Genomic DNA, 12,937 nt, shown 5'->3' on the forward strand with positions numbered 1-12,937 from the left:
GGCATGGAGTTCAGCAAAGGGCACGGCACCGAGAACGACTTCGTGATCCTCCCCGATCCCGACGCGCGGTTGGATCTCGCGCCCGAACGGATCGCGGCGCTGTGCGACCGCCGCCGCGGGCTCGGCGCCGACGGTGTTCTCCGTGTCGCGCGCACCGGAGCCCTCGTGTCCGCCGGGGTGCTACCCGAACTCCCCGAAGGCACCGGCGCCGACGACTGGTTCATGGACTACAGGAATGCGGACGGGTCGATCGCCGAGATGTGCGGCAACGGGGTCCGGGTCTTCGCGCACTACCTCACGGCCCACGGTCTCGAGACCGGGCGGGACTTCGTGGTCGGCAGCCGCGCGGGCGGAAAGCCGGTTCAGGTGCATGCGACCGGACCCGTCTTCGGCGAGGTCACCGTGGACATGGGACTCGTCCGGCAACTCGGCACGTCCACCGCAACGCTCGACGGCCGCTTCTACAGTGGAATCGGCATCGACGTAGGGAACCCGCACCTGGCGTGCGTCGACCCCGCTCTGACCGAGTCGAGTCTCGCAGCGCTCGATCTGACTGCGCCCGGGTTCGACCCGGGGTTCTTCCCGCAGGGGGTCAACATCGAGTTTCTGACGCCGATCCTCTCCGGGGCGGTACACATGCGAGTGCACGAGCGCGGTGTGGGGGAGACCCGCTCCTGCGGAACCGGAACCGTGGCCGCTGCGGCTGCCGCGCTGAACTACGACGGCAGCGAGGAAGGCGTGGTCCAGGTGCGTGTGCCCGGCGGCTCCGTAGAGGTGCGTATCGAGCAGGGCCGTGCGTGGCTGCGGGGTCCCTCGGTCCTCGTCGCGAAGGGTGAGCTTGCAGACGACTGGTGGTCGTCCCTCCGGTGACCTGGCCTCTCCCCGGTGGGGGCGGCAGAAACTCGAATGCATCGATTCGGGCTTCATGGGAACATGGAGGCGTATGACAAACACATCGCACACCCACCGTGCCACCACAGAAGACAGTCCCGACGATGCGAACACCGCACACGGAGACTGGACCGTCGAGGATCCGTCCGTCGGCGAGATGCAACTCGACGATCGCGCCGCCCTTCGGCGCGTCTCCGGGCTGTCCACCGAACTCGAAGATGTCACCGAGGTCGAGTACCGCCAGCTGAGGCTGGAGCGGGTCGTGCTCGTGGGTGTCTGGACCGGCGGTACGTCCGCGCAGGCCGACGCGAGCCTCGCCGAGCTCGCCGCGCTCGCGGAGACTGCCGGCTCGGAGGTCCTCGACGGACTGATTCAGCGTCGCGACAAACCCGACGCCGCGACCTACATCGGCTCCGGCAAGGCGGAGGAACTCCGTCAGATCGTCCTTGCCACCGGCGCCGACACCGTCATCTGCGACGGTGAGCTCACCCCTGCGCAGCTGACAGCGCTGGAGAAGGTGGTCAAGGTCAAGGTCATCGACCGGACGGCGTTGATCCTCGACATCTTCGCGCAGCACGCGACGTCGCGCGAAGGTAAGGCACAGGTCTCCCTCGCACAGATGGAGTACATGCTGCCCCGCCTGCGTGGCTGGGGTGAGTCGATGTCGCGCCAGGCGGGCGGTCGTGCCGGCAGCAACGGCGGCGTCGGTCTTCGCGGTCCGGGCGAGACCAAGATCGAAACGGACCGTCGGCGTATCCGCGAACGGATGGCGAAGCTGCGCCGCGAGATCAAGGGTATGAAGGCAGCGCGCGACACCAAACGGACCAGGCGGCTGCGCAACCGGATTCCGTCGGTGGCGATCATCGGTTACACCAACGCCGGCAAGTCCAGCCTGCTCAACGCGCTGACCGGCTCGGGTGTGCTGGTGCAGAACGCTCTCTTCGCGACACTCGATCCGACGACCCGCCGGGCAGCCCTGCCCGACGGCCGCGAGTTCGTCCTGACCGACACGGTCGGGTTCGTCCGGCACCTCCCGACCCAGCTGGTCGAGGCATTCCGGTCGACGCTCGAGGAGGTCGCCGACGCCGATCTGCTGCTGCACGTCGTCGACGGTTCCGATCCGATGCCCACCGAGCAGATCAAGGCGGTGCGCGAGGTCGTCACGGAGGTGTTGCGCGAGAGCGACACACCGCCGCCGCCGGAACTGATCGTGGTCAACAAGGTCGACGCCGCCGATCCGGTGACGCTGACCCAGCTCCGCAGCCTGCTCACCGATGCGGTGTTCGTCTCCGCTCGCACAGGCGAGGGCATGGACGAATTGCGCACGCGGCTCGCCGGCGTCCTCGAGGACCCCGACGTGGAGGTGAAGGTGCTCGTTCCCTACACCCGCGGAGACCTGCTCGCCCGTATCCACTCCGACGGGCAGATCCTGGACTCGGCACACGAATCCGACGGCACGCGTGTGCATGCCAGGGTTCCGATGGCGCTCGCCTCGGCATTGGGCGAATACGCCGCCTGATGCGCGGTGTGCGCAGCTCGGCTGCGGGGGTCCCGCTCCTGCTTGCCGTCGTGCTCGCGGCGCCGGCGGGTGCAGACGACGGACAGGTCCCGTCGGCCGGGGTAGTACCCGAGGTGCTCTGCACCCCGAGCGATCCCGCACTCGCCGAACTGTCGGGTCTGGCGGTGCTCGGCGGACGGGTGTTCGCGACACCCGACGCGGGCCCCGACGAGAGAATCGTCGAACTCGATTCCGAGTGCGCTGTGGTGCAACGGTTTCCGGCTCCCGCCGATCCGTACGACGTCGAGGACATGGCAGCCGGGTCCGACGGCCGGTTGTGGCTCGCGGATCTCGGTGACAACTCCCGTAACCGGCAGACCGTGGCGCTCGTCTCGCTCGATCCCGAGTCCGGCGCAGGCGACCTGTATCGCCTCCGCTACCCGGACGGTCCCCAGGACGCGGAAACTCTTCTCGTGTCGGCCGACGGCGAGCCTGTCGTCGTCACCAAGTCGCTGTTCGGGCCGAGCGGGATCTACCGGCCGGCCGGCGCCCGCACCGTGACCGAACTCGAGTCGCCCGGGCCCACGGATCTCGAGCGGGTCGGCACTCTCGCCCTCGGCCCCACCGAGACCCCGGGCGGACCGATCCCGGGAGCGTCCTCGTCGATGATCACCGGGGGAGCCGTCAGCGAGGACGGGACGGCCGCGGCGGTACGGACCTACACGGACGTATATCTCTTCCACGCCCCGGACCGCGACATCGTCGCGGCGCTGTTGTCCGGCCCGGACCTGCGGATCGCCGTGCCCGGAGAACCACAGGGCGAGGCGGTAGCGTTCACCGCGGACGGTGATCTGCTGACGGCGTCGGAGGTGGACTCCGCCACCGGGGAACAGCCCCCTGTCCGGATCGTGCGTGGGGTCACAGACCTCTTCGTCGCCGACAGTCCCGAGGACGCCGGCGACGAAGAGTTGTCGACCGCAGTGTTGCCCGTGGTGGGCGCCGTGGCTGCGGCGGTGGTCGTGCTCGCGCTCGCAGCGGTGGTGGCGATCAGGCGTCGAGGTCGGTAGCCACCAGTTTCGCCACCTGGTCGAGAACGGCGTCGTCGTCGCACGTGACAGTCACCTCGGTGCCCTGAGAGGCGCCGAGCGTCATGATCATCAGGGCCGAACCGGCATCCACCGGCTCGCCTCCGGCCACGGAGAGCGTCACGGGAACACCCGAGGCGACCACGGCCTCGGAGATGATTCCGGCGGGACGGGCGTGCAGGCCGATGGACGAGCCGACGGCGACGGTGGTACTGGGCATGGGATCTCCTTCGATCGCGAACGGGACGGGTTCAGGAACGGACTGCGGTGGGCTGAGAATCGGACTTGTCGGCGATGGCGTCGGTGGTGTGGGTGACTTCCTTGGCGATCGTGACGGCGATTCCTGCCACGATCGTGCCCGCCACCAGCGCCACGAGGAACCACACCACGTGATCCATCGCGAAGAGGACGAACAGTCCTCCGTGCGGGGCGGACAACGTGACGCCCGTGGCCATGACGAGGCCGCCGGTGAGAGCCCCGCCGAGCATCATGGACGGGATCACGCGGAAGGGGTCCGCCGCTGCGAACGGGATCGCGCCTTCCGAGATGAAGGACGCCCCGAGCAGCCATGCGGCCTTACCGTTCTCGCGTTCGGCCTCGCTGTAGAGACGCGGCCGGATCTGCGACGACAGCGCCATCGCGAGCGGCGGGACCATACCGGCAGCCATGACCGCGGCCATGATCTGCAGCGACGCGAGGTTGTTCACGTCCAGTCCCGCGACGGCGAACGCGTAGGCGGCCTTGTTGACCGGCCCTCCGAGGTCGAAGCACATCATCAGGCCGAGGATGACGCCGAGCAGTACTGCCGAGCCTCCGGAGAGGCCGTTGAGCCAGTTGGTCAATCCCGAGGTGATCGCCGCGAGCGGGCGTCCGAGCACGAGGAACATCAGGCCGCCGACGATGAGGCTCGCGAGCAGCGGAATGATCACGACGGGCATCAGGCCCCGAGCCCAGGCAGGCAGCGGGATACGGGCCACCCACAGCGCGGCGAAGCCGCCGATCAGGCCACCGATCAGGCCACCGATGAACCCGGCTCCGACGAAGACGGCGACGGCGCCGGCCGTGAAACCCGGTGCCAGGCCTGGTCTGTCGGCAATCGCGAACGCGATGTATCCGGCGAGAGCCGGCACCAGGAAGGAGAATGCCAGCGACCCGATCTGGTACAGCACCGCGCCGAGATAGGTTGTCAGGCCACCGTCGGGGAGATTGGTGAGGCTGTTGTCGAGGACGATGTCGGCGGCGAAGTCGCCGATCTCGTGTCCGGCGAGAAGGAAGCCGAGTGCGATGAGCAGGCCGCCGGCCGCGACGAACGGGATCATGTAGCTCACGCCGGTGAGCAGGATCTGCCGCAGGCGGGTGCCCCAGCCCAGATCGGATCCCGTGTCGCCGCCTTCCGGCGTCGCGGCGGACGTGTCGGTTTCCACGGTGCGGGCCGATGGATCGGACGCGGCGCGCAGCGCCTCGGCGATCATGACGTCGGGTTCGTTGATCGCGCGTTTGACTCCGGAGGCGATCACGGGCTTACCCCCGAAGCGTTCGCGTCCCTTGACTCCGACGTCCGTCGCGAAGATCACCGCGTCCGCGTCGGCGATCGCGGAGGCGGGAAGCGGTGTGCTGCCGCTCGAGCCTTGCGTCTCGACGCGCAGGGTCACTCCGGCGCGTTCGGCGGCAGCGGTCAATGCGTCTGCGGCCATGTAGGTGTGGGCAATACCCGTGGGGCACGCGGTCACCGCGACGATCGTCCGGGAATCGGGAGAGGTCGACGCCTCGGCGTCCTCCCGCGCGTGGGTGCCGGCCACAGCGCCCGTGGGGTTCTCCGTGGTGGCGCCCGGCGGGGCCGCGGCGGCTGCGGCCGGCTGCGGTTCACTTCCTGTTCCCGGTGTCCGGGGCGGAAGGACGCTCTCGACCAGAGTGATGACCTCGTCGGCGGACTTCGCGTCGCGCAGCGAGGCAACGAAGTCCGGCCGCACCAGCGCCCGCGCGAGCGCGGTGAGCACCTTCATGTGATCGGCACCGGCGCCCTCGGGGGCGGCGATGAGGAACACCAGGTCGGCCGGGCCGTCGGGAGCCCCGAAATCGACTTTCGGCGACAATCGGGCGAAGGCCAGGGAAGGCGTGGTGACGGAGTCGGCCCGGGCGTGGGGAATGGCCAGCCCGCCGGGAAGACCGGTGGCCGACTTGGCTTCCCGGTCGAGGACCGATGCAGCGAGTGCTTCGGCGTCGGATGCGCGACCGGCAGCACCGAGGCGTCCCGCGAGTGCCGAGATGACCGACGCCTTGTCGGACCCCAGATCGACGTCGAGGGAAATGAGATCAGCGTCGATGATCGCCGGGCGGTCGCCGGGATCGGATGCGCTGTGTGTCATGACGTGTCCTTACGGGTGTGAGGGGAGAGCGCGGGTGGGTGGCTCCGGGCGGTCTTGAAGGCCGGTGATGCGCACGGCGTTCGGATCGACGGATTCGGGTCCGGGAAGTTCGGTGCCGGGCAATTCGACGGCGGCGCTGCCGTACGCGACCGCGTACCGCAGGCGGTCCGCGCTTCCGTGCCCGGCACGCTCTGCGACGAGGTAGCCGGCCAGGGACGAGTCCCCGGCGCCCACGGTGCTGCGCACCGTCGCCGGGGCCGTCGATGCGTGCCACGCACCGTCGGAGGTGACGAGGACTGCGCCTGCCGCCCCGAGTGTCGCGAGAACTGCTCCGACGCCCCGCTCGACCAGAACCCGGCCGGCGTCGACGACCGGGCCGACATCACCGGCTGCGGCGCGCGCCTCCAACGTGACTGCGTCGGCGCCGGTCAGCTGGGCGAGTTCGTCGGAGTTGGGCTTGATCAGATCCGGCGCCGCTGCGGGAAACTGTTCCGCGAGCGCGAGCAGCGGGGCTTCCGAGGTGTCTACCGCGATGCGGCATCCCAGGCTTCGCAGTGCCGTGACCAGGTCGGCGTACCAGCTGTCGGGGATACCGGGTGGCAGCGAACCGCACAGGACCGTCCAGGACGCGTCGCGCGCGGAGTCGAGCAGAGCCGTGTGGAGTTCGCCGAGGGTGCGACCCGTGCACGTGTTCCCCGGTTCGTTGATCTTGGTGGTGGTGCCGTCCGGTTCGGCGATCGTGATGTTGTTGCGGGCCGGCCCGGAGGTGGCGACAGCCCGGTACGGCACCGCGCGCTCGTCGAGAGCGGTCAGCAGCGGATCACCGGGATCGGCGGGAAGAACCGCGACCACGTCGCGTCCGGCACGGCGCAGGACGCGGGCGACGTTGATGCCCTTCCCTCCCGGGTCGACCGTCGTTCCGGTGGTGCGGAGAACCGCACCGCGCACGAGCGCGCCGTTGAGTCCGACGGTGCGATCCAGGCTGGGATTGGCAGTCAATGTGACGATCACGCGATCACCACCTCGATTCCGTGTTCGGCGAGTTGCTTCAGGTCCGTTTCGTCGATGTCGCTGTCGGTGACGAGAACGTCGACGGCGGCAAGAGGTGCGAATCGCAGAAGAGTCCTCCGTCCGATCTTGGATGAATCAGCCACCACCACAACGCGTTCCGCGCAGCGGACGATGGCGCGCTTGACGGCGGCTTCATCGGCGTCGGGCGTGCTGAGGCCGTGTTCGACGGTGAGCGCGTTGGTTCCGACGAACGCCACGTCGACATGCAGGATCTCGAGGAACTGCACGGCGTCCGGTCCCACTGCGGCTTGCGTGACGCCCCGCACGCGTCCGCCGATCAGGTGAAGTTGCACGGAGGGGAGTGCTGCGAGGCGGGCGGCGATGGGTACGGAATTGGTCGCGATGGTGAGTTCGGTGTCGGTGGGCAGGGCCGAGACCATCCTGCCGGTCGTGGTGCCGGCGTCGAAGACGACGCTTCCGCCGGAGGACGGGAGGAATGCGGCCGCTGCGGCGGCGATCCGGTTCTTCTGGTCGGCCCGCGAGTGTTCCCGGTCCGCCAGTGCGGGTTCGGTGACAGTCAGGGCCGCGAAGGGAACTGCGCCGCCGTGGACCCGGCGCACGTGGCCGAGTCGTTCGAGCAGTGCGAGGTCCCGTCGCACGGTTTCGGTGGTGACGCCGTACCGATCGGCGAGCGCGGCCACGGACATGCGTCCTCTGTGACCGATCAGGTCCGCTATCGCCTGTTGGCGTTCCTCCGCGTACACCCACACTCCTTCGAGGTTTTCTGTTGCTTTATGTTGTTTTACGCCCGTCTGTGTTGACATGTCAAGGGTTCGGAGTAATCTCGATCACATTGATCCCTGCGAGGAGGTATCCATGGGCAACACCGCACGCGTCCTGTCCGGAACGCCGGTTGTTCCGGGCATCGGCTTCGGCCCGGTCATCCGTCCTGCTCCGCGGCCGATCGTGTCACCGGATCCCGTGTCGATTCCGGACACGGCCCGGGAAGCGGAGGTGGGCCGGTTCGAAAGTGCGGTCGCCGATGTCGCGGAACGTCTCCGTGTCCGTTCGTCCCGGGCGTCCGGCGCCGCGTCCGAGGTGCTCGCCGCGACCGCCATGCTCGCCGAGGACCGCGCGTGGAAGGGTGCTGCCGCCACCCGCATCCGTTCCGGGTCCGATGCCGTCTCCGCTGCCACCGCGGCCACCGAACAGTTCGCTGCCGTGTTCGAGAAGATGGGCGGTCTTCAGGCGGAACGTGTCACCGACCTGTTCGACGTGCGCGACCGTGTGATTTCCGAACTGCAGGGCCTCCCCGAGCCCGGCCTCGAAACCCCGGACGTGCCCTCGGTGCTGTTCGCCGACGACCTGGCCCCGGCCGATACCGCAGGCCTCGATCCCGCACTCGTGGTCGCCATCGCGACCACTCTCGGAGGCCCGACCAGCCACACCGCGATCATCGCGCGCCAACTCGGCATCCCGTGTGTCGTTGCGGCTACCGGCCTCGACGACATCCCGCCCGGGACGCCGGTCCTCGTAGACGGTGCCACCGGGCGGATCGTGATCGAACCGAATCGGGACGAGGCCGACGAGGCGGTGAGCCGCGACCGCGCCGAGCGCGAGCGCACCGCTGCATGGACCGGACCGGGCGCCACCGCCGACGGTCACCCCGTCGAAATCCTCGCCAACGTGCAGGACGGGGCAGGTGCACGAGCCGCACGCGAGACTCCCGCGCAGGGTATCGGCCTGTTCCGCACGGAATTGTGTTTCCTCGACCGGGAAACCGAGCCCACGGTGACCGAACAGGCCGACATCTACGCGGAGGTGTTCGACGCGTATGCCGGACGCAAGGTCGTCGTCCGCACCCTCGACGCCGGCTCCGACAAACCGTTGCGCTTCGCGAACCACCCCGAGGAGTCGAACCCGGCTCTCGGTGTTCGCGGCATCAGGATCACTTCGGCCGCACCGGGCATTCTCGAACGCCAGCTCGACGCCGTCGCCGACGCCGCCATCCGGACCGGTGCGTCCCCATGGGTGATGGCTCCGATGATCGCGACGATCGACGAAGCCGCGGAGTTCGCAGCACTGGTCCGGGAACGCAACCTCTCCCCGGGTGTCATGGTCGAAATCCCTTCTGCCGCTCTACTTGCCGACCGGCTGCTCGAACACGTCGACTTTCTCTCGATCGGCACCAACGACCTGGCCCAGTACACGATGGCGGCGGACCGGATGTCCCCGCAGCTCGCCGCGCTCACGACACCCTGGCAACCGGCAGTCCTGATGCTCGTGGCGCACACGGCCCGAGCCGGAACGGCCGTCGGCAAACCGGTGGGTGTATGCGGCGAGGCGGGGGCAGACCCGCTCCTCGCGTGCGTCCTGGCCGGTATGGGCGTGACGTCGCTGTCGTGCGCGGCGTCCGCGGTCGCACCCGTGGGGGCGCGGTTGTCGATGGTGACGATGGACCGCTGCCGTGAGGCCGCCGAGGCGGTACTCGGTGCCGTCGACGCAGCAGAGGCACGGTCGGTGGCGAACCGCATCCTCGAGTGACGGGTTCGGCCGTCGACGAGAACGTGCGAGGGACTCGGGTGAGGCGCATGCACCGTCGGGGCTGCGGCAGCGTGGGTTTACTTCGGACTTCATTGCTGGACAAGCAATGTCGAAGTCCAGGTCGCGCTCCCTGAGTGTCGACGGCGGCTTAGGCTCCGTGTCTCCGCCGAAGCGAGCGCACCGAGCTTCGTACGCCGAAACCATTGTTGTAGAAAGAATGCAAACTCGTCCCGGATAGGACGTTCGTCCCGTTCGTCGAGCCCGGGAGCTACCGTCGATCCCGGAAAAGGTCTTGAATCCCGTACACGACGACGGACCCGACGTGCGTCTGATCCCCGAAGTCTCGAGGACGTTGTAGGGGTTCGTCGACGGGCCCGATGGTGCGGCGGGGGCTCTCGCGCGGATCTACGCTTCGGTGATCTCGGCTCGGGAGGGTAGGACGCAGGCAACCGCAGCCAGGCCGACCGCGACCCAGAGTGCTGCCGGCCCGAGCCGGTGGAAGGTGAAGCCGCCGAGGGTCGCGCCGACGGCGAAGGCGAACCAGTAACCGATGTCAGCGAGCCAACTCCACGGATGCGTGGTGCGGATGCCGGCTACCAGCTGGTGCGCGGCCTTGACGAGTGTGCCGGTCACGTAGGTCAGGCCGACATGCACGTCGGAGTTCGTTGCCAGTGCCGAGTTGGTCAGCCCACCGACGACCGCGAGCAACAAGGTTCCCGACCACGTCGATGTCGTGTTCGCCACGATCGCACCGGCAAGGGTCATGAGCGTGACCGAGGCCATCAGCACCCAGTGGGCGGCTGACCCGACCCACCGCACGATCGCGGCGCCGGCCAGGCATCCAGAGAAAAACAGGCAGATCAGCAGGGCGGACAGGCCCGCAAGGGACCAGTGGCCGGTCGCGGTCGACGAGCCGAGGATGGTTGTATTGCCGGACATGAACGCCACGAAGTTGCCCTGCAACACTACGAAGGCGACCGCGTCCACGAAACCACCCAGGCCCAGGAGCCAGACGCCGAGCGGAACGTCCGATGAGCGCAGATGAGCGATTGTCTTGATCACGCGCCCAAACCCTTCGGTCGAGTCGCCATATGCTTCCGCATGCCCGACAACATCGCTGCAGGCTGGGGGGACACTGGGCGAGTTGCGTATCCCCTAGCCGGTACAGGACCCAGTCATAGCAGACGATGCGGAAGCGGCCGGGTCCGGTGTCGTGTGTGGCGAGCCGATCGTCGAAGGGGGATCGGACATTCGTATCGAAGGTCACCGCGAAGCAGAATCCTGCGGCAGCGCAGTGGAATTCGACCGCGCAGGCGAAGCGCGCGGTTGGGTACAGGGACCGGTCCGCCTACTGATCGCGGAAGCAGGCGATGTGAAAGGGCCGGGCAGCAGGCTTACCGGTCGCATCGTAGGTGTGGACCCGCATACGGTTCGGATCGTCGTCCAGTGACACCGTGATGAGGCCCGGTTCGACGGGCTCGGTCAGTGCGCTGCCGATGGTCCCTGCGAAGTTGGTCTTGGCCTCCCCCTGTAGTGGGATCTTCCAGGTCAGGATGTATTCGTTCTCCCCGACCAACTCACAATCCGCTATCAGGTAGCCGCGTGCGATGGTGCCGTCTGCAGCGATCACGCAGGCGAGGCGGTTCTCGAAAGTCATCGGTCCTCCGTCGGTTCGGTTGGGCGGTGCGTTCCGGATATGTCTTGCGGATCAGCGTTGACGAGAAGCCAAGCTACGTACGGTGCTTACGTCGGTAGGCGGGGGACACGTGGGCGCTGCGGTCGTATATCGGTGGAATGCCGCCAACGGGCTTAATACGCCAAATGTCAAAGGCAGCCGACTTGTCCGCGGATTCCGGATGGTCCGTCACCGTGAACCGGGTGACGGGATCACACTCTTTCCAACCCGGTCTTGTTCCAATCCCGGTCCGGGCAACGATACTCCGGTCGAATGCTCTTCGGGAAGTAATCGTAGGTGCGCAGGTGTATCGACGAGTTTCCTGATCGTGCGCTCGGCGCGCCGGAAGGTGCGCGCGTCTCACCACGTCCGACCCGCCCCGGTCAGTTGCGCCACCCGGTCCCTGCGCTCGTGTCCGCGGTATCCGGATCGCCGCGTCGGCACAGACGAACCGGCCCAGTACGCGATGGCCGCCGACCGGATGTCGCCGCAGCCGGGCCGCGTTCACCGATCCTCGACGGCCGGCTGTCCTCGGCCTCGTGACCCGCGCCGCACGTGCAGGCGCGGAAGTGGGGACGTCGCTTGCGAAACGACTGAATCCGACGGAGTGGTCTGTCGTGGCGTGCTGTACTGATCCCAGCCGAGTGATCCCACGCCCTGCACTGCCTCGAAGGGAGTAGTTCGTGTGAATTATTGGGTGAGCGTCATTTTCAGGGCGATCCCGCTCGCCATGATGGCGGTGTGCGTCGGCTACGGCATCGATATCTGGACCACCACGGCCGACGCGTCGCATGCGGTGGCCGGCCCGATCGTCACCTTCCTTGCTTCGATCTGCCTGTGCCTGTACTGCACTGCGGCAACCATTATCCGCCAGCTGATCGGCCGGTTCACACCAGCAGACCGGGTTCTCTTTCCGGTACTCGGTTACGGGGTGGCGGTCGGAACCGCGGCGTTCGGCTTCTCACTCTTCCTCGGAGCATCGAGTGCGGGGGAGAGCCCGGACTATGTGGCGGGTCACGTGGTGTTCGGACTCGGACTGATCAGTGGGTGTGTCGCGACCGTTGCGACCGCGTCGACGAAGTTCTCGCTCATCCCGCAGAATTCACGGCTGCCGAAGCCGGAGGGGGACAGAGAGCCTCCGAATTCGGCCTTCTCCAAGACCACTGCGCTGGTGCTGTGCCTGATTCCCGTGTTCCTTGCAATCGTGGCCTGGGCCTTCGCGATCACCAACCTGGTACTCGGCACGACGCCGGCGCGTTTCACCGTGGGGCACGTCATGGCAGGACTGGCCCTGATCTGTACGGCGTTGATCGGGCTGGTCGTGAGCATCGTGCGGCAGATCCAGGACACCTACCGCCCTCGGGCCCGGGTCATGTGGCCCTGGCTCGTGATCGCGGCGGGGACGATCGCTTTCATCTGGGGCATCGTTCTGCTCGCGTGGAACGGGCCGGACTACTACCGGACGCCGGGTTTCGTGATGGTGGGGCTAGGGCTCGTCTGCTTCAGCATTCTCAGCAAGGTCGGCCTGCTCGCCCTCGTCTGGCGCCGAACGTTCGACCTCGCCAACAGGGTGCCGCTGGTGCCGGTCGTGACGGCGCTGACGTGTCTCTTCCTGGCCGCATTCGTCTTTCAGGCAGCCGTCGACGACGAGAGTGTGTTCGTCGCCGCCCGGGTGCTGGTGGGACTCGGAGCGGTCTGCTTCTCGCTCTATTCCATCGTCAGCATCTTGGAGAGTGGCACCTCATCCGGGGATTGATTCGCACTGCGTCGCCACCTTCGACGACCTCGGGTGGGGCGGACCGGGCGGCAGGGAGCGCTGAGCCTTAACATTGCGTTTCGTGAACGTACAAGAGGGCGGGACCGAGCG

At 67.8% G+C, this 12,937-nt stretch carries 11 protein-coding genes; 5 read left to right on the forward strand and 6 right to left on the reverse strand.

Annotated features, from left to right (window positions below; translation table 11 throughout):
* The first annotated feature begins 3 nt into the window (after nt 1-3).
* The 3 genes from dapF (at nt 4) to ACLQ3J_RS01590 (ending at nt 3,456) form a co-directional block, all read left to right on the forward strand.
* Entirely contained in the window at nt 4-870 is an 867-nt protein-coding gene (gene dapF / locus ACLQ3J_RS01580; RefSeq protein WP_169652390.1) for a diaminopimelate epimerase, read from the forward strand.
* Nucleotides 871-943: 73 nt separating this feature from the next.
* Nucleotides 944-2,410 (forward strand): GTPase HflX, encoded by a 1,467-nt coding sequence (gene hflX, locus ACLQ3J_RS01585; protein ID WP_425901987.1) that lies wholly within the window; start codon nt 944-946, stop codon nt 2,408-2,410.
* Nucleotides 2,410-3,456 carry a hypothetical protein gene (locus ACLQ3J_RS01590; protein WP_425901988.1) on the forward strand — a complete coding sequence of 349 codons (1,047 nt, stop codon included), beginning with the start codon at nt 2,410-2,412 and terminating at the stop codon, nt 3,454-3,456. The genes hflX and ACLQ3J_RS01590 overlap by 1 nt, the downstream gene beginning before the upstream one ends.
* On the opposite strand, the gene ACLQ3J_RS01595 is transcribed toward ACLQ3J_RS01590, so the two are convergent.
* The 4 genes from ACLQ3J_RS01595 to ACLQ3J_RS01610 are packed head-to-tail and all read right to left on the reverse strand — an operon-like array spanning nt 3,437 to nt 7,615.
* Nucleotides 3,437-3,694 carry an HPr family phosphocarrier protein gene (locus ACLQ3J_RS01595; RefSeq protein ID WP_169620645.1) on the reverse strand — a complete coding sequence of 86 codons (258 nt, stop codon included), beginning with the start codon at nt 3,692-3,694 and terminating at the stop codon, nt 3,437-3,439. The two genes, ACLQ3J_RS01590 and ACLQ3J_RS01595, sit on opposite strands and share 20 nt — an antisense overlap.
* 31 nt (nt 3,695-3,725) lie before the next feature.
* Nucleotides 3,726-5,840 carry a PTS fructose transporter subunit IIABC gene (locus tag ACLQ3J_RS01600; RefSeq protein WP_378528729.1) on the reverse strand — a complete coding sequence of 705 codons (2,115 nt, stop codon included), beginning with the start codon at nt 5,838-5,840 and terminating at the stop codon, nt 3,726-3,728.
* Between the two features lie 9 nt (nt 5,841-5,849).
* Nucleotides 5,850-6,851 carry a 1-phosphofructokinase family hexose kinase gene (locus ACLQ3J_RS01605; protein ID WP_378528728.1) on the reverse strand — a complete coding sequence of 334 codons (1,002 nt, stop codon included), beginning with the start codon at nt 6,849-6,851 and terminating at the stop codon, nt 5,850-5,852.
* Nucleotides 6,848-7,615, reverse strand: coding sequence for a DeoR/GlpR family DNA-binding transcription regulator (locus ACLQ3J_RS01610; RefSeq protein WP_296551205.1), 768 nt, complete (start codon nt 7,613-7,615; stop codon nt 6,848-6,850). The genes ACLQ3J_RS01605 and ACLQ3J_RS01610 overlap by 4 nt, the downstream gene beginning before the upstream one ends.
* A 112-nt stretch (nt 7,616-7,727) precedes the next feature.
* Between ACLQ3J_RS01610 and ptsP the strand changes: the two genes are divergently transcribed.
* Nucleotides 7,728-9,395 (forward strand): phosphoenolpyruvate--protein phosphotransferase, encoded by a 1,668-nt coding sequence (ptsP, locus tag ACLQ3J_RS01615; RefSeq protein WP_296551203.1) that lies wholly within the window; start codon nt 7,728-7,730, stop codon nt 9,393-9,395.
* A 405-nt stretch (nt 9,396-9,800) separates the two neighbouring features.
* Here ptsP and ACLQ3J_RS01620 read toward each other — a convergent pair whose 3' ends face one another.
* Entirely contained in the window at nt 9,801-10,457 is a 657-nt protein-coding gene (locus ACLQ3J_RS01620; RefSeq protein ID WP_425901991.1) for a YoaK family protein, read from the reverse strand.
* A gap of 286 nt (nt 10,458-10,743) precedes the next feature.
* Entirely contained in the window at nt 10,744-11,052 is a 309-nt protein-coding gene (locus tag ACLQ3J_RS01625) for a hypothetical protein (protein WP_296551199.1), read from the reverse strand.
* A gap of 715 nt (nt 11,053-11,767) precedes the next feature.
* Between ACLQ3J_RS01625 and ACLQ3J_RS01630 the strand changes: the two genes are divergently transcribed.
* On the forward strand, nt 11,768-12,826 hold the full coding sequence (locus tag ACLQ3J_RS01630) for a DUF2776 family protein (RefSeq protein ID WP_296551196.1): 1,059 nt from the start codon (nt 11,768-11,770) through the stop codon (nt 12,824-12,826).
* Nucleotides 12,827-12,937 lie beyond the last annotated feature (111 nt).

The sequence above is a fragment of the Rhodococcus sp. DT1 genome (genome assembly GCF_049844875.1).
In the GTDB taxonomy this organism is placed as follows: Bacteria; Actinomycetota; Actinomycetes; order Mycobacteriales; family Mycobacteriaceae; genus Rhodococcus.